The sequence below is a fragment of the Paenibacillus sp. 1-18 genome (assembly GCF_000520755.1).
GTDB classification, from domain to species: Bacteria; Bacillota; Bacilli; order Paenibacillales; family Paenibacillaceae; genus Paenibacillus; species Paenibacillus brasilensis.
The window spans coordinates 1-20,582 of record NZ_ASSB01000398.1; the positions used below are offsets into that span (position 1 = coordinate 1).

21 protein-coding genes and 1 riboswitch are annotated in these 20,582 nt (G+C 48.2%); of the genes, 15 read left to right on the forward strand and 6 right to left on the reverse strand.

Translation table 11 applies throughout. The features are described 5' to 3' along the window. Positions 1-563 (forward strand): NUDIX domain-containing protein (locus tag L693_RS0126780; protein ID WP_025721497.1); only part of this gene is annotated, 563 nt, incomplete at its 5' end. A gap of 183 nt (positions 564-746) precedes the next feature. Here L693_RS0126780 and L693_RS0126785 read toward each other — a convergent pair. Both L693_RS0126785 and L693_RS0126790 read right to left on the reverse strand, forming a co-directional pair. Then, positions 747-1,244, reverse strand: a complete 498-nt coding sequence (locus tag L693_RS0126785; RefSeq protein WP_025721499.1) for a DinB family protein — start codon at positions 1,242-1,244, stop codon at positions 747-749. A gap of 205 nt (positions 1,245-1,449) precedes the next feature. Next, positions 1,450-2,064, reverse strand: a complete 615-nt coding sequence (locus tag L693_RS0126790) for a superoxide dismutase (protein ID WP_025721501.1) — start codon at positions 2,062-2,064, stop codon at positions 1,450-1,452. Between the two features lie 525 nt (positions 2,065-2,589). On the opposite strand from L693_RS0126790, the gene L693_RS0126795 reads away from it, so the two are divergent. From L693_RS0126795 to L693_RS0126825, 7 genes are all read left to right on the forward strand, one after another. Beyond that, positions 2,590-3,015 carry a GNAT family N-acetyltransferase gene (locus L693_RS0126795; RefSeq protein ID WP_025721503.1) on the forward strand — a complete coding sequence of 142 codons (426 nt, stop codon included), beginning with the start codon at positions 2,590-2,592 and terminating at the stop codon, positions 3,013-3,015. Between the two features lie 133 nt (positions 3,016-3,148). Then, positions 3,149-3,733, forward strand: a complete 585-nt coding sequence (gene lepB, locus L693_RS0126800) for a signal peptidase I (RefSeq protein ID WP_025721505.1) — start codon at positions 3,149-3,151, stop codon at positions 3,731-3,733. A gap of 93 nt (positions 3,734-3,826) precedes the next feature. Continuing rightward, positions 3,827-4,264, forward strand: coding sequence for a ribonuclease HI (rnhA, locus tag L693_RS0126805; protein ID WP_025721507.1), 438 nt, complete (start codon positions 3,827-3,829; stop codon positions 4,262-4,264). Positions 4,265-4,367: 103 nt separating this feature from the next. After that, a complete protein-coding gene (gene queG / locus L693_RS0126810) occupies positions 4,368-6,116 on the forward strand; it encodes a tRNA epoxyqueuosine(34) reductase QueG (RefSeq protein ID WP_025721509.1) in 1,749 nt (582 codons plus the stop codon). Between the two features lie 107 nt (positions 6,117-6,223). Continuing rightward, a complete protein-coding gene (locus L693_RS0126815) occupies positions 6,224-6,478 on the forward strand; it encodes a YneF family protein (protein ID WP_007428770.1) in 255 nt (84 codons plus the stop codon). Between the two features lie 54 nt (positions 6,479-6,532). Then, positions 6,533-7,126 carry a GTP cyclohydrolase I FolE gene (folE, locus tag L693_RS0126820; protein WP_010348447.1) on the forward strand — a complete coding sequence of 198 codons (594 nt, stop codon included), beginning with the start codon at positions 6,533-6,535 and terminating at the stop codon, positions 7,124-7,126. A gap of 147 nt (positions 7,127-7,273) precedes the next feature. Then, complete coding sequence (locus tag L693_RS0126825) at positions 7,274-8,119, forward strand: lipoate--protein ligase family protein (RefSeq protein ID WP_025721515.1); 846 nt, start codon at positions 7,274-7,276, stop codon at positions 8,117-8,119. 59 nt (positions 8,120-8,178) lie between these two features. Here the strand turns inward: L693_RS0126825 and L693_RS0126830 are convergent, their stop codons facing one another. Together L693_RS0126830 and L693_RS0126835 are read right to left on the reverse strand one after the other, a co-directional pair. Further along, on the reverse strand, positions 8,179-9,543 hold the full coding sequence (locus L693_RS0126830) for a Fe-Mn family superoxide dismutase (RefSeq protein WP_025721517.1): 1,365 nt from the start codon (positions 9,541-9,543) through the stop codon (positions 8,179-8,181). 230 nt (positions 9,544-9,773) lie between these two features. Continuing rightward, complete coding sequence (locus tag L693_RS0126835; RefSeq protein WP_025721518.1) at positions 9,774-10,811, reverse strand: alpha/beta hydrolase; 1,038 nt, start codon at positions 10,809-10,811, stop codon at positions 9,774-9,776. Positions 10,812-11,109: 298 nt separating this feature from the next. Between L693_RS0126835 and L693_RS0126840 the strand changes: the two genes are divergently transcribed. Together L693_RS0126840 and thiC are read left to right on the forward strand one after the other, a co-directional pair. Beyond that, positions 11,110-11,853, forward strand: coding sequence for an IclR family transcriptional regulator (locus L693_RS0126840; RefSeq protein ID WP_025721520.1), 744 nt, complete (start codon positions 11,110-11,112; stop codon positions 11,851-11,853). 96 nt (positions 11,854-11,949) lie between these two features. Beyond that, positions 11,950-12,062: riboswitch (TPP riboswitch) on the forward strand. Between the two features lie 185 nt (positions 12,063-12,247). Further along, positions 12,248-14,068 (forward strand): phosphomethylpyrimidine synthase ThiC, encoded by a 1,821-nt coding sequence (thiC, locus tag L693_RS0126845; RefSeq protein WP_025721521.1) that lies wholly within the window; start codon positions 12,248-12,250, stop codon positions 14,066-14,068. Positions 14,069-14,252: 184 nt separating this feature from the next. On the opposite strand, the gene L693_RS30860 is transcribed toward thiC, so the two are convergent. Then, positions 14,253-14,405 (reverse strand): hypothetical protein, encoded by a 153-nt coding sequence (locus tag L693_RS30860; RefSeq protein WP_010348453.1) that lies wholly within the window; start codon positions 14,403-14,405, stop codon positions 14,253-14,255. 537 nt (positions 14,406-14,942) lie between these two features. On the opposite strand from L693_RS30860, the gene L693_RS0126855 reads away from it, so the two are divergent. The 5 genes from L693_RS0126855 to L693_RS0126875 all read left to right on the forward strand — a co-directional run bounded on the left by L693_RS0126855 (position 14,943) and on the right by L693_RS0126875 (position 18,513). Further along, the gene (locus L693_RS0126855; RefSeq protein ID WP_025721522.1) at positions 14,943-15,779 is read left to right on the forward strand and encodes a YitT family protein; all 837 of its coding nucleotides are present in this window, start codon (positions 14,943-14,945) and stop codon (positions 15,777-15,779) included. Between the two features lie 732 nt (positions 15,780-16,511). Beyond that, a complete protein-coding gene (locus tag L693_RS0126860) occupies positions 16,512-17,138 on the forward strand; it encodes an SdpI family protein (RefSeq protein WP_025721523.1) in 627 nt (208 codons plus the stop codon). A gap of 57 nt (positions 17,139-17,195) precedes the next feature. Further along, the gene (locus L693_RS0126865; RefSeq protein WP_025721524.1) at positions 17,196-17,456 is read left to right on the forward strand and encodes an ArsR/SmtB family transcription factor; all 261 of its coding nucleotides are present in this window, start codon (positions 17,196-17,198) and stop codon (positions 17,454-17,456) included. A gap of 20 nt (positions 17,457-17,476) precedes the next feature. Continuing rightward, the gene (locus tag L693_RS0126870) at positions 17,477-18,121 is read left to right on the forward strand and encodes an SdpI family protein (protein WP_025721525.1); all 645 of its coding nucleotides are present in this window, start codon (positions 17,477-17,479) and stop codon (positions 18,119-18,121) included. Positions 18,122-18,132: 11 nt separating this feature from the next. After that, complete coding sequence (locus L693_RS0126875) at positions 18,133-18,513, forward strand: DUF1648 domain-containing protein (RefSeq protein WP_269320868.1); 381 nt, start codon at positions 18,133-18,135, stop codon at positions 18,511-18,513. Positions 18,514-18,586: 73 nt separating this feature from the next. Here the strand turns inward: L693_RS0126875 and acnA are convergent. Continuing rightward, a partial coding sequence (acnA, locus tag L693_RS0126880; RefSeq protein ID WP_025721529.1) for an aconitate hydratase AcnA occupies positions 18,587-20,582 on the reverse strand: 1,996 nt, incomplete at its 5' end.

Sequence of the window (20,582 nt, forward strand, 5' to 3'; positions counted from 1 at the left end):
TGAAGACGAAGGCGAAGCCGCCGCGGCTTGAGCCGCGTTCCGTCGCCCTCATTGAGGGCAGCGGCGCGAACGCAGGTCGCCTGCTCGTCCGGCAGCGTCCAGCCAAGGGCTTGCTCGCCCGCATGTGGGAGCTGCCGCACGAGCAGGCCGGGCCGGAGGGCTACAACGGCCCGGTGCCGGATGAGCCTGCCATGGACCATCTGGCGGCTCATTTGCTGGCAGAGGGCGTGCTTGCGCGCCCGGTGCGATTTGTACGTGAGGCGGAGCACACGTTCAGCCACATCCACTGGAACCTGCGTGTGTTCCAGTGTGAAGAGGTCGCCAGCCCTGCAGGAATGGCGAACGGACAACCGCTGGCTGCCGAGCAGCGGGCAGACTACAGCACCGGAGCGAAGCCGGATGCGTTGATTGCGCTGGCAGAGCAGGAGGAGCAGGCCCACTCCGGGCTGCCTGCGGGATACCGCTGGATCAGCGAGGCGGATATGGACACCATGGCGTTTCCCAAGGTGTTCCTCGATCTGATCACCGAATATTATGCAAAGCAAAAAGGGACCTTGGTGTAGGTCCTCAACAGCTGCCGGAGAAGTCTCGGCAGCTTTTTTTGTTCTTTTTTCGCTAAGTCTGACGTCTCGTAAAAATAACGATATATATAGACCGTCGCTATTTATCAGTCACAATTACATGGCCTGTTCAAAAATGTTTGGTTGCCTGCTTCATGTAGATATACATTTCGCCACTTTCGATCTTTAAAGTGAATTGGCACGGTCCTCGATCTCGATCAGCCCTTTGCCGATTACATTGGCCGAAACCGGAGGCTTGCCGAGCTCCCGTGACCATACGGACAGCTGCCCGATATGATGAATCTGGTGGGCGATGACATGACGCATCACCTCGCCCCAGGCATCAATTACAATCCTGCCGTCCGGGAGGTGATCTTCAAACCTTTTTTGTTCCAGCCCTTCATGCCAGGCGAGCACGAACGGCTCGACATCAAGTCGAAACTTCGCATCCAGCTTACGGACTTTATCCAGCGTAGCATGGAGTGAGAAGTCCTCCTGAAAATCAGGCTTGCCCTGAATCGTTTGAATCCAGCTCCACTCCACATCAACGATATGAAAGAGCGTCTTCAAAATACCGCCGACACCGCCGACGCGTTCTCTCAAAAGCTCTTCCTGCGGTACCTCCTCACACCAGCGGTACCATTGTTCCCGAACCATCCAGTTGTAGCGAAAGAAAGTCTGCATCCATCAACCTCCAGCATTGTTTTGATGATCGTCGCTACCATCTTACCATGGAATACCAAATCTTTGTCAGCATCTTCTTGCGTTTTACTGTTCGGCTTAATGGACGGGTCTTCTTTCCATCCATTTAAATTGAAAAAGGCTGTCTCACTCGTAGAAATTCTACTTTGGAGACAGCCTTTATTATAGTAGTGAATGTGTTACTGGCTTATTTCTTTGCTGCCTCGTAACGTTTGTTTACTTCATCCCAGTTGATAACATTGTAGAATGCTGCAATGTAATCCGGGCGTTTGTTTTGATATTTCAGGTAGTAAGCATGCTCCCAAACGTCCAGTCCAAGTACCGGAGTCAGACCTTCAAACAGTGGGCTGTCTTGGTTAGGAGTACTAGTGATTGCCAGTTTGCCGTCTTTGCCGACAACCAGCCAAGCCCAACCGCTACCAAAGCGTGTTGTAGCTGCTTTAGTGAAGTCTTCTTTGAATTTGTCGTAGCCGCCCAGCTCGTTGCTGATTGCTTCAGCAATAGCACCCGTTGGCTGACCGCCGCCGTTAGGACCGATAACTTCCCAGAACAGACTGTGGTTGTGGTGTCCACCACCGTTATTGCGAACCGCAGTGCGGATGCTTTCAGGAACGCTGTCCAGATTGGAGATCAGATCCTCCAGACTTTTGCTTTCCAGTTCAGGAGCGCTCTCCAGAGCTGCATTTAAGTTCGTTACATATGTGTTATGGTGACGATCATGGTGAATTTCTACTGTCAGTGCATCAATGTGCGGTTCCAGTGCGTCTTTTGCATAAGGAAGTTCTGGTAATTGAAATGCCATAATAAAATCCCTCCTGGTTATATGGTTGGGTAAGGTATTCCTATGTAATAATACCCTCTACAGTTATATTAAACCGCATTCAGGCTATTTTATCAACATTTTTGTTTGTAAAATAGCAAACTGGGAAATACGACCTGATAGCTAGCATGTCCAAAAACCTGACTGGAATACACAAAATATAGGTAATAAGAAGGAAATTATAAGATAGAAAAATGTAAACGCTACATATACAGCGCTTACACGAGAAAAAGGGATGTATTCCTGTTAAAAGTGTGGTTTAATGATCAAGGAAGCAGAAATTTCGGCTTTTTTGTCGTCTGCTATATCTTTGTCATGTCTTTTGGACCTGACGAATTTGAGGGCATTACACCCTTTACCTGTTCTTTATTTCATATATAGCAGATCGTATGCATTTTTATCATAATGCCTTGTGATTAACACCATGCTAAGAACTTTAAGGATTTATGTAAAAATGACGGCGTTGTCTCATTTTTTTATTAAGTTACGAAAAGGGAGATATTACTTATGCACGTTCGTTCCTTTCAATTAAGTGATGTGAATCCAGTAACCGAACTCATGCAAGTTGCTTTGTCAGAGGAGTGCTACAAGGAGACGGTGGGTGCTTTTGCCCGTCAGCTTTCGTGGGATTCCGGTTTGATCGTCGTTGCGGAAGATGAGGGAGAGATTGTTGGTGCCCTGATTGGCACGATAGATCAGAATCATGGTTGTTATTATCGTATTGCTATTCACCCCGATCATCGTCGAATGGGTATTGGGAAATCGCTTGTGGAGGCCATGGAGCAACGTTTCCAACAACGTAAAGTTAGCCGCATTTTAGTAGCCGGGGACAAGCATAACAGCGCGGCCATGCCTTTGTATGAAGCAATGGGCTATGGAGCAAACCAGATTTTACAGGCTTTTCAGAAGCTTAGTATTTTGGCTCCTCATTAAACGGCCCTCATTGATATAAAGAGAATTGAGTATTTTTAAAGTTAATATTTCCAATTAGAGCATATCTGAGTAACCGTTGCAATCGGGTACGGGATATGCTTTTCTATTTATAACAGGGTTAAGGAGGTATATTATGGACGCTTTGGCTCCTTCGTCAGGCCCGCTTCCTTCACCGGAAACATCCAAGCAGGCAGGTCGCGCTGGTTACTTACGCGATTGGTTGGTTACCCTTCTGATTGCGCTGATCGTCTTGCTGCTTCTGAACCTGTTCGTGTTTAATTTGTCCACTGTCAGGGGACATTCGATGCAGCCGACACTCATGGAGAGCCAGCATTTGTTCGTTAACAAGCTGGTTTACAATTTTCATGATCCGGCCAGGGGAGACATCGTGATTTTAAAAGATCCCGACTCCAAGTCGTCCAACCCGAGATTTTTAGTGAAAAGAGTGATAGGCACTCCCGGAGATGTGATTCGGGTGGAACATAATCGCTTGTATGTGAACGGTGAGCTGCTAAATGAGCCTTACACCAACTCCAGGGTGGAGGATGGTGATTACGGCCCTTTTTCGGTGGAGCCGGGTCACTTTTTTGTCATGGGAGATAACCGCCATACTGCCGCAAGCAAGGACAGCCGCTATTTCGGCAGCATTAAATCCCAGGATTTGCTGGGGCGTGCGGAGTTTATTTTTTGGCCGATATCTGATTGGAAGTGGCTATAGAGCAACGATAGTTTGAAATCAATGCGGAACGCGTGTGAACCGATCAGGATCATGACGGAGCAGACGGTTGCGAATCAGGAAAGGAAGAGGAATATGAAAGAAGTGATGGTATATACCGACGGCGCATGTTCGGGAAACCCGGGCCCTGGGGGTTGGGGCGTTGTTTTGCTGTATGGAGAGCATCGCAAGGAACTGTCCGGAGCCGAGCAAATGACAACAAACAACCGCATGGAGATCAAGTCTGTGATCGAAGCGCTAAAGCTGCTCAAGGAGCCTTGTCATGTCAAAGTTCACAGTGACTCTGCCTATGTCGTCAATTGCTTCAAACAGGGCTGGATTAAGAATTGGCTTCGTAACGGCTGGCGCAACAGTAAAAATCAGCCTGTTGAAAATAAAGAGCTGTGGGAAGAACTGTGGGAACTGATGGGCAAGCATGAGGTTGAATATGTAAAGGTGAAGGGGCACAGTGACAACGAGCTGAACAATCGCTGTGATTTTCTGGCGACCAGCGCTGTTAAAAATTTACGGTAGCATCTGGAGCTGTTTTCTGTTGAAATTTGAGATAAGAGGATGATTGCAAATTCCTCATAACAAGTGATTACGTACGAAGGAATGAAAGAGAGGTGAGTATCGGATGCAACGCGGATTAGTATCAACGGCTGCCGGAACCGCCTCGACCTGGGCATCACTCAAGCAGGAAATCATTAAGGCAGCTCCGGGGCTGGGTATCGACTCCATCGGGTTCGCATCCGCCGACCCCTTTCTGTCTCTGAAAGCTATATTGGAAGAGCATCGGGCCAAAGGCTATGAATCCGGCTTTGAGGAGCCGGATATTCATAAGCGGATTTATCCGGAGCTGTATGGTTCACAACCAGCATCCCTGATTGCCATTGCGGTGGCGTACCCTGCTAAAATGAAGAATCCGCCGAAGTCGGAAAAGGGCAAGTATCGTGGTATTTTGGCACGCTCAGCCTGGGGGAAGGATTATCATCTTGTGCTGCGCGAGGCGATGGAGAAGCTCGAGGCCTTTATAAGTGAGCGAGTGCCTGATGCGATGCTGAAAAGCATGGTGGATACCGGAGAACTGTCGGATCGAGCTGTAGCGGAACGCGCAGGTATCGGCTTTAGCGGCAAAAACACAATGATGATTTCACCGACGCTCGGATCATGGATTTATCTGGGCGAATTGCTGACGAACATTCCTTTTCAACCAGATGAACCCGTCACGGACGGCTGCGGGGAATGCACCAAATGCTTGGATGCGTGTCCTACGGGCGCGCTTGTGGGACCGGGGCAGCTGAACGCCCAGCGGTGTGTGTCCTTTTTGACACAAACGAAAGGCTTTCTGGATGAAGAGTTTATGCTGAAAATAGGGAATCGGCTGTACGGATGTGATACCTGCCAAATGGTATGTCCCAAAAATCGGGGCCTTAACTGGAATCATCATCCTGAGCTTACTCCCGATCCCGAAATTGTGAAGCCACTGCTGCTGCCGTTGCTGGATTTGAGCAATCGTGAATTCAAGGAACGATTTGGCCAAAGCGCGGCAGCCTGGCGGGGAAAAAAGCCAATTCAGCGCAATGCCATTATCGGGCTGGGCAATTTCAAGGATATCAGTGCCGTACCCAAGCTGACGGAGGTTCTGTTGGATGATCCACGCCCCGAGCTTCGGGGAACGGCGGCTTGGGCTTTGAGCCGAATAGGAGGAGAAAACGCTATGACAGCGATCAAGCAAGCATCAGAGAAGGAACAACATGAGCAAGTACGCGAAATGATCGCGCAGGCGCATTCCAAACTGGAGGAGCAACAGCAAGCAGAACAGCAAAAGGTCTCTGAATTATCAAATTCAGAAGCAACGGCCGTGGATTCACAGGGTCCAACCACCATTTACTATGATGAAATGGAGACACCTGTGGGCACTTTGACGTTGTGCGCAACGGATCGGGGGCTGTGCCGAATAGAGTTTGGCGTTTTTTATGCGAAGGAGGCACTGCTTCAGCAATGGGCCCGGACATGGATCGGGGAATATGTCTACGTGCAGGAACCGGAAAAACTGCGCGAGGCCGCGGATCAACTGCGTGAATATTTTGCCGGAGAACGACGGGAATTCAGTATAGCCTTTGATTTGAGAGGGGTTCCCTTCCAAGAGCAGGTATGGCGTGCACTGCAAAATATTCCGTATGGACAGAGCGTCTCCTACAAGGATATTGCAGAGTCCATCGGACGTGCCAAAGCCGTACGTGCAGTCGGCGATGCGAGCAACAAAAATCCGCTGCCCATTCTGATTCCATGTCACCGGATATCAGGTGCAACCGGAAGCCTTATCGGTTATGCCGGGGGTCTGCAAGTCAAGACAAAGCTGCTGAATTTGGAAAAAGAATAAGGACATATGTTTGCAAATTGTGATTTGCTAGCTGTCCCATGTTTTGCTATGATAGGTTCGTGTGTAATGCATGATGTTTCATATAAATATACAGAGGTGACGACTTCGTGGTGTGGAATATTGTCATTCCGATTATTACCCTGATTGTTGGTTTGGTTGGGGGATTTTTCATCGGTGCTTATTATCTTCGCAAGCAGCTTGAGAAGATGCAGAACGACCCTGAAACGCTGCAAAAAATGGCCAAGCAGATGGGTTACAACCTGAATGGAAAACAAATGCAGAGGGCTCAGCAGATGATGAAGAACCAGCAGTTCTCCAAAAATCAGCCTGGTGCGCGTAAAAATCAGGGCCGTCGGAAATAATGAGCAACGTGAGCACGGATGTCGCATGAGGTTGCTGCATAGAGGAGGATTACTGTGGCTGGCGTAAAAGATTATATTAACCGCAAAGCTGCGGATAACCGGGATAAAATCGAGTACCATGTGGAGCAGATTTTACAACTGATCGGTGAAGACCCCAAGCGTGAAGGGCTGTTGGAGACACCGGCACGCGTAGCGCGCATGTATGAGGAAATATTTGCGGGTTATGAGGTTGATCCTCGGGATGCGCTGGGTGTGACATTCGACGAGAATCACGAGGAGCTTGTGATTGTGAAGGACATCGTCTATTACAGCCAGTGTGAGCATCATATGGCTCCTTTCTTCGGAAAAGTGCATATCGGCTATGTACCCAGTGGCAAAATTGTAGGATTGAGCAAGCTTGCCCGTCTGGTAGAGGCTGTGACCCGCCGCTTGCAGGTTCAGGAGCGGATTACATCACAGATCGCGGATATTCTGGATGAAACGGTTTCTCCTCACGGGGTAATGGTGGTTGTAGAAGGCGAACATCTGTGTATGTGTGCAAGAGGTGTCAAAAAGCCGGGCAGTAAAACGGTAACGTCTGCGGTACGCGGCTCATTCCGTAATGATGCGGCACAACGCGCAGAATTCCTGTCCCTGATCAAGGAATGATCGAACAGGGCGCGACGGTCAGGCGATACAAAAAGGGTGGTTTACGCATAGGCGTAGCCACCCTTTTTTGCTAACATGGGATTAGGTGAACGCCAAATATTACGATTAGCCTATGGATAACAGTTTTTTTAAGATAGGGGATAACGTATGGAGAACGTACATAGCTCAACAGAAAAAACAACCGTTTTGCCTGATTTGCAATGGCTTGAAGCGCCGCTTGCGCTCACCCAGATGGATGTTTTGTCTCCGCTGGCCTGGGAGGAGCTGGCCTGTCGGCAAGTTGGAAAAGGAGCTGCGCCTATTTTGCATCTGTGGCGGCATCCGTCTGCGCTGGTCATCGGTCACCGCGACCGCAGGCTTCCATACGCGCCGCAGGCGATGGAGCATGTGCGCAGCACGGGAATCTCGGTGTGCGTGCGCCCCTCGGGCGGAGCAGCCGTCATACTGGACAGGGGGGTACTGAACCTGTCCCTGATCCTGCCGAATCCGCAGCACGCGATCAGCCTGCATGAGGATTTCCGGCTCATGGCGGGGCTGATTGCCGATGCGCTGGCCCCGTGGTCTGCCGAGGCGCAGACCGGGGAAATCACCGGGTCCTTCTGTCCCGGTGATTACGATGTCAGCGTTCGTGGCCGCAAGTTTTGCGGCATTGCGCAGCGGCGTCAAGCCAAGGCGTATATCATCACGGCTTTCGTGATGATTGAGGGCAGTGGTGCGGAGCGTGCACAGGCGGTGCAGCAGTTTTATACGGCGGCAGCCGGAGATACGAAGGCGGGCGTGCCGCAGCCGGATTATCCGCGGGTAAATCCGGCAACGATGGGCAGCCTGGCAGAGCTGGCTGGAGTGCCATCTGTTGAGGCCTATACAGCATCTCTGCGCCGGGTGATCGAAAGCCGGACTACGATTTTACCTGTCGATGGCTCGTTGATACAACCGCAAGGATTGTCAGAACAGATAGCTGCACTTAGAGAACGATACGATTCACAAGTGTAAGGTAGAGCATGGATTTAGCACACTAGCTCACTAACTCACTAACTCACATGGCAATTAGCTTAGAAGGGCTGCCATTTCAGCTTGGAGGCTTGAGCATAGCGTTCTTCCACCTCAGGCCAGTTGACGACATGCCACCAATCCTCGATGTATTTGTTGCGTTCAGCTTGATGCTTCAAGTAATAGGCGTGTTCCCACACATCAAGCGCCAGCAGCGGAATGGACTCCCACTGAGTCAGATTCTGGTGCTTTTCGGCCTGCAAAATTTCAAGCCGTCCTGCACGTGGACTCCACACCAGGATCGCCCAGCCGCCGCCCTCAACCTTCTCGGCCGCCGAGCTGAAATGCTTTTTGAATGCCTCATAGCTGCCGAAATCCTTTTTGATCTGCTCAGCCAGCGGCCCGCTTGGTGTTCCGCCGCCTTGAGGACTCATAATCGTCCAAAAAAGAGTATGCAAATAATGGCCTGCACCATTAAACGCCAGCTCCCGCTCCCAGTGCTTTACGAGGTCAAAATTACCTGTTTTGCGCGCCTCTTCCAGCTTTTTCTCTGCTTTATTCAAATCATTCACATAGCTCAAATGATGCTTGTCATGGTGAATACGCATCGTTTTTTCATCAATGTAAGGTTCAAGCGCATTGTAGGGATAAGGGAGCGGTGGCAACCGATGTCCCCCAATAGGAACCGGGCGGCCGGGAGAAGCTTTTTCCGTTGCCGAAGGCTCCGCCTGACCGGACTGGACGCCTTTAGCCGCCCATGTGCCTTCTCCCCTTATGCCCGCCTGCCGTTCTCGAAACGCATCCTCAGGGTAGTGCTCACCCTCGGCTGACACATGATACAACCCAGCGGCCCTGGCGATGGAGCCAGGCTCTTGAAAGGGTGTAGTGGAGATCAGGAAATATTGGCTTTCATGGGCCGCATGCAGCACAATTCCAGCGGATCTGGGCTGCTGCCGTAACGCAAGACTGTGCTCGCTCAGCAGGCCGAGCTGGCGCACATACTCCTGTGACTGGCGATTTGCAGTCTGCAGCAATCCGTCCAGCCGACGATGCAGATCTTGTGAGGCAGTCTCTGGCGATGGCACCTCTCCAGAGGATGAGGCATCACCCCATTCTCTTGACTGTCCTGATGGTTTAGCCAGTTCGTGTGTGTGCGCTTGTGGAGTAGCCGATTTTTGATCCCATGAGTGCTTCCACGTCTGACCTGCGTGAGCGTGGACGCTTCGCTGCTCTTCAAGCAGCTCAACAGCAGCGCGTTCAGTCTGTTCAAATACAGTTCGCCAATCATCGAGCAGCTGCACATATGCAGGCTCAAGCCCCTCAGTAGCGGACTTAATCACTTCCACATGCCAACTTTCCTGCTGCTTCCAATGCCGGATTTCCTCCAGCACGCGTAAGGGCAGAAAAGCCCCATAAGTACTCAGCATTGTTTTTACCTCCCGTATCCCACTATGGCTTTCCGGTTTGAAGAAAGAGTCTGCCCCGGATGCATACGTACCCAGTATATTCGACCTCTCGTAGGGAATATGTCTATAAACTCTTTCCGCCAGATATCACATGCCATGCAGAATCATGAATGCCGATTGGGATGCAGAAAAAGAAGCCCGACCACGGCACGAGTGAAGTGTCCATCATCAGGCTTCTCTATATCAATTCCTTACTTCGCAGTCGTTGGCTTATTCGCATTAGCGATGGTCTTCTTGTCCTCCAGTTCCTGCACATTGCTTAAAAACGTCGATACCCGCCGCAAATATTCACGTGGATGCTCCCTGAAAATAAGCTCATGCAGCCCGTTTTTGACAATCCACACACTGGAAAGCGGATTGGTCTGATTGGCAGCGAGCTTTTCCGCAATGGGATAAGGAGCTTTTTCGTCCTGCGTACCATGCACAAACATAATCGGGAACGGATAGTTTTCCTTTTTAACCTCTTGATATGGAATTTGATGCAAGCTGGTGCCGTTCAAAACTGGAAACAGCAGCTCCAGAATTTCCAAAGACGGATGGCGTGGCAGATTAATTTGATTATGAATGTTATGGTACAGCGTATCCGGCTCCAGCAGGAAGGTGCTGTCCAAAATCATCGCGTCCACATCCTTGGTTTGCAAGCCCGCCTGCAGGGCGGTTCCTGCCCCCATCGAGAAGCCCCATACGATAATCTCCGACGAGCCGCGTTGCTTCGCAAGCTGGATCGCCCCCAGAAGCTGTTGGGATTCCGCTTTGCCTCCGGTCGCGACTGCTTTGCTGTTTTGAGAGGCGAAGCCGTAATCGAACATAACCACATTAAAGTTTAAACGGTGGGCATAATGTGCCAGGTCATACATGGGAATCCAGCTTTCTTCGCGATTGGCCCCATACCCATGGCTGAAAATAATCGTTTTCCGCGATTGATTCGCCGGGATATACCAGCCTTGCACCATGCGGCTGCCGTCCTTGGCAGGGAAGCTGACCTCCTCATAGGGCATTCCCTTCGCCTGCATCGGATTAGAGTACAGCGGTGCCACGGTTGGATTCGTCAGTACCCATGCGATGTAGGCATGTAGGGCAATAAAACAAAACAGCAGAAAAAATACGACCGATAGCAGCAGCGCAATCACAATGTGCTTGAACCGCAGCAGACGGGGATTAATCCGTGGGATGGACGGCTCCTGAACAGCGGTTTGTAGCTGAGAGCTGCGCTGGGATGTCGAAATCATGTAAGAGCCTCCTTATATAAAATTGAACTTCATGCTATGGAATTTAGGTACAAATTCACTTGAAAATGATAGTGTATGTCCATATTGATACCTATTATCGTATGATGGGGATTATCCAAAGTCAACGTCTGAACCTGAAAAGTAAAAATGACGCAAAGAATTGTCGATGTTTGTTCTTCTTTTGTAATATAGCTGTCACAAAAACATTGGTTTACAGTAGCCGCGGGTATTCTATATAATTTATGTAACCATGTTTCAAGGTGTGAAACGAAAATGGATGCAAGGGGAGCGGTTCACGATGGAAGACCGTAAATTAACCGTTCGCGCTGTGGAGCGTGCGCTTGATATATTGCTGTGTTTTACCGCAGATTCGGATCTTGGCCTGACGGAGATTGCCTCCAAAATTGGGCTACATAAAAGCACGGTTCATCGGCTGCTGACTACGTTGGAGGATCGTGGCTTTGTCATTCGGAATGCCGCAACCGAAAAATACCGGCTCGGCTTCCGCATATGGGAGCTGTCCACCCATCTGTCACAAAGTGATGAGCCGGCAGTGCTGCTGCAGCCTGCGATGGAAGGACTGCGTGACCGTCTGGGTGAGACGGTCAGCTTGTACTTGCGGGACGGCAGTATGCGTATTCGCATTCAAGCCGTTCAGAGCAACCAGGCGATCCGCCGCGTTGCGCCTGTGGGTGCGCGTATGCCGCTGGCTGTAGGGGCTTCCAGCAAGGTGCTGGCAGCCTTTATGCCGCCGCAGGAGCTGGAAGCTTTACTCAGGGGGGATGAATGGCCGTCCTCCGTAGACCCGGAGGTCTATAAAGCTCAGCTGCAGGACATTCGTGAGAAGGGCTATGCAACCAGCTATGAAGAGCGGGAGCCAGGCGCTGCCGCTGTAGCTGCGCCTGTGGTGAACCGGAAGGGACAGGTCGCTGCGGCTTTGTCTGTATCTGGTCCGGTCAGCCGACTTGCACCTGAGACGTTGCATGATTTTGCCCCAATTTTGATCGAAGCTGCGAAGGAAATGGGGCTTATGCTTCCGTAACAGGGCCAGAGTGGGGTTGCCAAAGCAGTAAATTTAAAGTAATCTGATGAGGATGGCGGGAGGTCTGTTATCGCCGCCTCATGCAAATCGAAGAATCACATTTACTGGGGGAGCCTGTAATGCCGGGCTGAGATGGAATCGTACAGGATTCCGGACCCTTTGCACCTGATCTGGATCATACCAGCGTAGGGAAGTAATCGGCCATTGAAATGTATACGTAGCTGCTGCCCAAGACGGCATATTGGAATATAATGATTCCACGTGCGCACTTTTTGGACAGCTCCTCGTTAGATTAGCCGGTTCCCTGGGGAACCGGCTTTTTTTGCATAGATCAGCCACCCTGGGAATGGTTCCGGATCGGTGTGTCATTTCATCGAAACGGGAGGAACGGACAATGAAACCGACGGAAACAGAAGGAACTGAAATGAAGGCAGCAGTGGCAGGAAAGACAGGTTCAGAGAAGACAAGTGCAGAGCAAGTGGATGGGGTCAAGCCCTTTCCAGGGAGCCGCAAGGTGTATATTCAAGGCTCGCGGCCGGACATTGCCGTGCCAGAGCGTGAAATCGCGCTGCACCCGACACATACGGCGCAGGGTACAGAGCATCATGAGCCGCTGCGTGTGTATGACACAAGCGGTCCGATGACGGACGAAGCCTATCAGGTGGACATCCGACGGGGACTGCCTCCGCTTCGACGGGCTTGGGTGCTGGAACGGGGCGATGTCGAGGCTTACGAGGGACGCACAGTTAAGCCGGAGGACAACGGGCTGAAGCCTGGTTCCAAGCGGGAGACGGCGGAATTCCCCGGCGTGACCCATCGTCCGCTTCGCGCGTCGCAAGGGCGCACGGTGACGCAAATGCACTATGCTCGGAAGGGAATCATTACACCCGAGATGGAATTTGCGGCGATTCGTGAAGGGGTGGAGCCCGAGTTTGTGCGACAGGAGCTGGCGGCGGGACGAGCGATTTTGCCTTCCAATATCAATCACCCGGAAAATGAGCCGATGGTCATTGGACGTCATTTTCACGTGAAGATCAATGCCAACATCGGCAATTCGGCGGTTACATCCTCCATTGAGGAGGAAGTGGAGAAAATGACCTGGGCTGTGCGCTGGGGCTCGGATACGGTCATGGATCTGTCCACAGGCCGTAATATCCATACGACGCGTGAATGGATCATCCGGAATTCTCCAGTGCCGATTGGAACGGTACCGCTGTATCAAGCGCTTGAAAAGGTAAACGGCGAAGCTGAGGCACTGACGTGGGAGCTGTATCGCGATACCCTGATTGAGCAGGCAGAGCAGGGTGTAGACTATTTTACAATCCATGCGGGCGTGCTCCTGCGCTATATTCCGATGACAGCGAATAGAATGACGGGAATTGTCTCCCGAGGCGGGTCGATTATGGCGGCTTGGTGTCTTGCCCACCATCAGGAGAACTTTTTATACACGCATTTTGAGGAAATCTGCGAAATCATGAAAGCATACGATGTCGCCTTTTCCCTCGGGGATGGCCTGCGTCCGGGCAGCATCTATGATGCGAATGATGAAGCGCAGTTTGCAGAGCTGGAAACACTGGGTGAGCTAACACAAATCGCATGGAAGCATGATGTCCAGGTCATGATCGAAGGTCCGGGGCATGTCCCGATGCACAAAATCAAGGAGAATGTAGATTTGCAAATGGAAATTTGCAAGGAAGCTCCTTTTTACACTTTGGGACCGCTCACGACGGATATTGCGCCCGGCTACGATCATATTACCTCGGCCATCGGAGCAGCCATGATCGGTTGGTTCGGGACGTCGATGCTGTGCTACGTTACGCCAAAGGAGCATTTGGGTCTGCCGAACAAGGATGATGTTCGTGAAGGGGTTATTACCTACAAAATTGCGGCACATGCTGCCGATCTGGCGAAAGGCCATCCACGGGCGCAACAACGGGATGATGCCTTATCCAAGGCGCGTTTTGAGTTCCGCTGGCGCGACCAGTTCAACCTTTCCCTCGATCCCGAGCGTGCTCTATCCTACCATGACGAGACGCTACCGGCGGAGGGGGCCAAGGAAGCACATTTTTGCTCGATGTGCGGTCCCAAATTCTGCAGCATGCGGATTACGCAGGATATTCGCGCCTACGCGGCAGACAAGGGGCTGAATACAGAAGAGGCTGTAGCTGCCGGGATGCGTGAAAAGGCAGAGCAATACCGGGATGCGGGGCAATAGGTTGGAAGTGAGTCAACCGATTGGGAAGCCGGATTACTCACGCTGGCAAGCTAAGTGAGGATCGTCGCTTATGCGTCCGAATGTAAATACTCCAAAAAAGCCGTGTTTCTCTACAGACGATGTAGGGAAACACGGCTTTTGAGCTTATGTCAAAGCAAGATGGAGTAACCGAAAAAAGGCTGCTTTATTTTTTACCCATTTTCTCATTTAAAATATCCTGAAAGCTGAGCTTCTTCTCCGAGCTATCTTCTTTCTTCTGCATGCTCACCGCGTTGGCACGTTGGTATTGGTGGTGAAAGGGCATCAGGGTGTGTACAGTTAAGTTCATTGTATTCATGTGGTTTGTTCCTCCAATTCCATTTTGTCAAATTCAGATTGAGTTGCTTAGGACGTCTGTATAGGACTATTTGTATGTACTTGATGTCGTAATGCCATGTAAGTTGCTTGGTAAGATTGCAATCATTATACCCGCATTTTTTCAAAGTAAAACGTTTTTGACATAAAACAGGAAGATGGTCGTATGCGTCCAAGATGTGTATTAGGAGGATGGTCATTTTGAGGGAGGATATGCCTAGGTCCAAAATAAGGGCTAGAGGCCCGCTTTCTTAGTTTAGTAGTTGGGATTGTGTTTTTTTGTCGAAATGGCTTGGTTTCGTCACTATTTTGTACTTTGGAGCGAGTGCAATCGAATTTTGCAAAGCCTTGAAGCCGGGATTAAGGCAGTCTGGTGGCGAATTAAAGTGTCAAAGTTATATTGACTTTAGGTTTGTAAGTAGATACCATGAACTGGTTGTAAGCGTATTTTGACAGCTAGAGTCAGCAAATTCCTTTGGCTATTCATCCGTTGAATGTTTGGGAAAGGACCATGACATATATGAAAAAAAGAATTGCAGACATAGCATTTATCATTCTGGGCGCGTTTTTTTTCGCGCTGGCAGTTAATCTGTTTGTGATCCCGAATGAGTTTGGCGAAGGGGGTGTAACAGGGGTTACGATTATTTTGTATTACCTGTTTCAGTGGTCTCCCTCAATCGTCAATCTGGTGATTAATGGTTTGTTGTTAATTATTGGATATAAATTTCTGGATGCTAGAACAACGTTATACACCGTCATTGCAGTTGCATTTAACTCATTATTTTTGCATTTAACGGCTGACTGGCGGATTGACTCGCATGAGCTGACGATTAATGCCGTGTTTGCCGGGGTTTTGGTCGGAATCGGAATTGGCTTAATCGTGCGGGTAGGGGGCACAACGGCAGGAACGGTCATTTTGGCGCGGATTGCCAATAAATATTTGGATTGGAATATCAGCTATGCCCTGCTGTTTTTTGATTTGATCGTAGCGTTCTCTTCCTATTTTATTATTGGTCCGGAAAAATTGATGCTGACCATCGTTATCCTGTACGTGGGTACCAAGGTTATGGATTTCATGATTGAGGGGTTAAACCCTAAGAAAGCGGTCATGATTATTTCCGAGCATCAAGACAAAATTGCAGAGATGGTCATTACGCAAATGGATCGTGGAGTTACCGTTCTGTCAGGCCACGGATATTACACCAAAAACCCGAAGGAAGTTCTGTATATCGTCATTAGTAAGCAAGAAGTGTCGGCGCTTAAAAAGATTGTAAAAGCTATCGACACAGCAGCCTTTATCACGATTCATGATGTGCGGGATGTATTCGGAGAAGGCTTTTTAGACATTTCGAAGTAACTGGCAATGTGAAGGTAAGGTTATAGGAGAATAGGGTAGGAAGTCGGTCCTGAGGGATCGGCTTTTTTGTTTTTGTGATGTTTATTTTAATAATCGAAATAGAGTATATGGATAATAACTCCTTTTCGAAACAAAAGAAAAGCTATTTTTTGTAAAAAATTATATTTAATGTGACTTTGATCTCTTATTTTTTGAAAAACATGTATTATGATCAGACAATAATATATATTTTATTCAAATATATTCATTTTAATTCTTTTATTTTACATTTTCGTTGAGATAGTTGTCTTAATTTATCGGAATTTTAAATATGACTATGAATTTGCTGCGAAAGTAGACGAGGTACTAATAAACAAGTTTAATGATGAGCTAAATGAACTATGTCCAAGATTGACACAAAAGCTATCTCTTGATCCGATTCTGTAACAACCTGATATTTAGATTTATTACAGTTTTATGTATTAGACGGGAATTAATTGAGGGGCGTGGATAAAAGATGTTTATTCTTAGAGATTCTGTGGCTTCACTTCCATCCCCTTGGTTACATTAAAGTGTTATAAATCTAAGTTCTTTATTATTTGCGCTGTAGTTTTATATTTCCGGGAATACAGAAATATGAATTTGTCAAAAAAGTATCAGGGTAATATTCCAAATCCCACTATACTCAAAGAATTTATTGAGTTTACTTCTGAATATCAACTCAAAATCAGAACGAGAGTGAGGTTGTACTGAGTGGAGAATAACTACGATTTAAAAAAAGAATTTAAAAAGCCGTGGATCCAGATTTCCATTTTGTTTATCATATTGCATTTTATAAATTCTTTTATTTTGTTACCTTCAATGAACCCTTTAAAGCACCCTATAGCTTTTTTTCTTATATCGTCATCAGCAATGATTTTAACTTTTTTAATTGTATTTTTGTACCCTAAATTTTCGAAGCATAGAGACAGTGAGCAGTTTTCTGATAATAATTTAATTCCATATCGGAAAATATGTGCCAGTGTATTTCCTGTGTTAAATTTTCTATCTCTTTTTGTAATGTTACAATATTCAAAAGCTATTTACTTTAATCCCTTAAATATTGCTTTACTGATTTCGGCGATAACACACTTAACAGTAGGCGCTACATTTACTAAATTAACACCTAACCGCTTGATTGGTCTGAAGTTTCCATGGCTACTTTCGAATGAAACCGCGTGGAAAAAAACACATCGTATCTCTGCTTATATTTGGATAGCCTTTGGCTTAATAGGGATCGCTGTAGGATTAGGACTGCAAGTTAATGAATACATGGTGCTCGCTTCTTTCTTACCAACGATAATTAGCTTGTTTATTTCTCTCGTTGTTAGTAATAAGTAGTTTCTACGCATACGAATATATAATTTTGATAGGGAAAACAATAATCAGAGGTGGGATATGCAGGACATATTCAAAGCTATGGCTGATCCAACCCGGAGAGAAATTATTTCTATCCTTATTCAGCAAGACCTCACGGTAAAGGAGGTTAATCAAAGGATAAATATTCCTGATTCCACGTTAAGTCACCATTTGGAAATTTTATATCGAGGTGGACTGGTCTCTAAAAGAAGAGCTGGAACCTTTATCCTTTATTCTGCGAGTTTATCTGTACTTGAAGAGTTTATTGCATTTATTTCATTGAAATTTACTAAAAATTAACTAAGAAAAGAGGATTCTAAATGGGAAATAATTATAATTTGAAAGAAGAATTTAAAAAGCCCTGGATTCATGTCTCTATCCTCTTTATTGCGCTGCATATTATTAATTTTTTTATTTTCTCCTCTTCATCCCCCAATCCTACGTATCGTATTCCTTTTCTATATCTGCCATTGGGTGCTATGATTATTACTTTTGCAATTGTGACCTTGTACCCAAAGTATTCAAAACATAGAGACGGAGTCGAATTTTCTGGGGAAAATTTAGTTCTTTATCGCAAAATCTGTTCAAGTGCATTTGTTGTAGTAAATCTAATTTACCTTATGCTCATGCTGCTGCATTCAGGAAAGCTTTTTTTCAACACTTTTAATTTTGTTTTATTATTTTCGGCGATGTTACACTTAATAGTAGGTATCACATTCATTAGATTAACACCTAACCGTATAATTGGTTTGAAGTTCCCGTGGCTGCTTTCGAATGAAAGAGCCTGGAAGAAAACGCATCGCATCTCTGCTTATATTTGGATAACCTTTGGCTTAATAGGGATCGCTGTAGGATTAGGACTGCAAGTTAATGAATACATGGTGCTCGCTTCTTTTTTACCAACGATCATTAGCTTGATTATTTCTCTCTTTCTAAGCCATAGGTATCAAAATATAGACTGCTGAACATGTATGATATGAGTCGATTTAGCTTTATTAGGAGGATTTCCATACGCAATAGATTGAATATTTTTAATGTATTGTCCTTTTTTCTTTCTGCTTTGCCTTTCGTCATCTACCTTTTCATGTATCCGACAATGCCCAGGAATGTAGCAATCCACTACAATTTCAATGATGTGGCTGATCGTTTTGTAGACAAATCCTCCCCTGAGGTATGGTTGTTGTGTGGCATTAGTCTGATATCTTTTATAATTATGCTGATGCTCCAGCCTTATCTCAGTCGTCAGTTCAAGAGCGAAGAAGGCTCTGCAATCATGGAAAGCCTACCTGGTCTATTCACACTTCTTATAACCCTCGTATTTTCAATCCTAGGCATATGTTTTCTTTTAAAGGCTTGAAGCATGTAAAAATCCCCTCCCAATTTGCAGTTTTCACTGCATTTTGGAGGGGATTTCATTATTCATTCGTTCTTTACGCTTGAATCATTTGACGTAATACGGTTTGCAGAATACCACCGTTGTGGTAGTAGTCGATGTCGACGGTGCTGTCCAGACGGGCAGTTACCGGGAACTCGAACTTGGTGCCATCCTCGCGTTTGGCTACAACCGTAAGCTCTTGACCTGGCTTCACGTCATTGTCAATGCCAAGGATATCAAAGGTCTCGCGACCGTTCAGACCCAAGCTGGACCAGCCGTAGCCCTCCTGGAATTGCAGTGGCAGCACGCCCATGCCCACCAGGTTACTGCGGTGAATCCGCTCGAAGCTTTCGGCAATGACGGCTTTAACGCCCAGCAGAAGCGTACCCTTGGCTGCCCAGTCACGCGAGCTGCCTGTACCGTATTCCTTGCCGGCAATGACGATCAGGTTTTGATCGGCTGCCTGATATTTCATGGACGCATCGTAGATGGACATTTCCTCATCCGTTGGCAGATATTTGGTCACGCCGCCCTCCGTACCGGGAGCCACGTTGTTGCGAATACGGATGTTGGCGAATGTACCACGCATCATGACCTCGTGATTACCGCGGCGGGAGCCGTAGGAGTTGAAGTCCTTACGCTCTACACCATGCTCCTTCAAATACAGTCCTGCCGGGCTGGAAGGGGCGATGTTGCCTGCTGGTGAGATATGGTCTGTTGTAACCGAATCATTCAACAGGGCAAGCACACGGGCATTGCGGATTTCCTTGATATCCTGCACGCCATCCTGAAGTCCTTCAAAGAACGGCGGATTTTGAATATAGGTTGAGTTTTCATCCCATTCATACAGCTCGCCTTCAGGAACCGGAATGGAATTCCATTTTTCGTTGGCAGTAAATACATTTTCGTATTTGCGACGGAACATATCCGGGCTGAGAGACAGGCTGATGGCTTCCTTGATTTCCTCGGAAGTCGGCCAAATGTCTTTCAGGTATACCGGCTGATTGTCCTGATCGTAGCCGAGCGGATCATTCGCCAAATCAATGTTCACCGTACCTGCCAGCGCATAAGCGACAACCAGTGGAGGTGAGCCGAGATAGTTGGCTTTGACCTGGGCATGCACACGGCCTTCAAAGTTCCGGTTACCGGAAATGACTGCGGCCACGGTCAGATCGTTGTCTGTAATGGCCTGACTGACTTCGTCAGGAAGCGGCCCGGAGTTACCGATGCAGGTCGCGCAGCCGTAACCCGCCACGTGGAAGCCGAGTGCTTCCAGCGGGCCGATCAAATCGGCCTTTTGCAGATACTCCGTCACGACGAGGGAACCTGGTGTCAAGCTGGTTTTAACATAACCCGGCTTTTTGAGTCCACGCTGCACGGCTTTTTTGGCAAGCAAGCCCGCGCCCAGCATAACGCTTGGGTTGGAGGTGTTCGTGCAGCTTGTGATCGCCGCAATGACGACTGCCCCTGTACCCAATTCGCTGGTGGAGCCATCTGGGTGGGTCAGCGGAATCTTTTGTGCGATTTTCTCATCGCTCAGTCCATAACCGCCTTTGTCCACCGGGGTACGGATAATACCTTCAAAGGTTTCCTTCATGCGGCTCAATTCTACGCGGTCTTGCGGACGTTTCGGTCCGGCGAGACTCGGTACAACCGAAGCCAGATCCAGCTCAATCGTATCGCTGAACACAGGGTCCGGCGTATCGGCTGTGCGGAACATGCCTTGCGCTTTGTAATATTCCTCTACGAGACTGACTTGTTCATCAGAGCGTCCAGTGCTGCGCAGGTAAGCCAGGGTTTCAGCATCAACCGGGAAGAAACCGATCGTTGCGCCGTATTCCGGTGCCATGTTGGCAACGGTCGCACGGTCAGCCAAGCTGATGTTAGCCAGACCGGGACCGTAAAATTCCACGAATTTGCCGACCACGCCTTTTTTACGCAGCATTTGAGTTACTGTAAGCGCCAGATCCGTAGCGGTAGCCCCTTCCGACAGACTGCCTGTTAGCTTGAAGCCAATGACATCGGGAGGGACAAAATACAGCGGCTGGCCC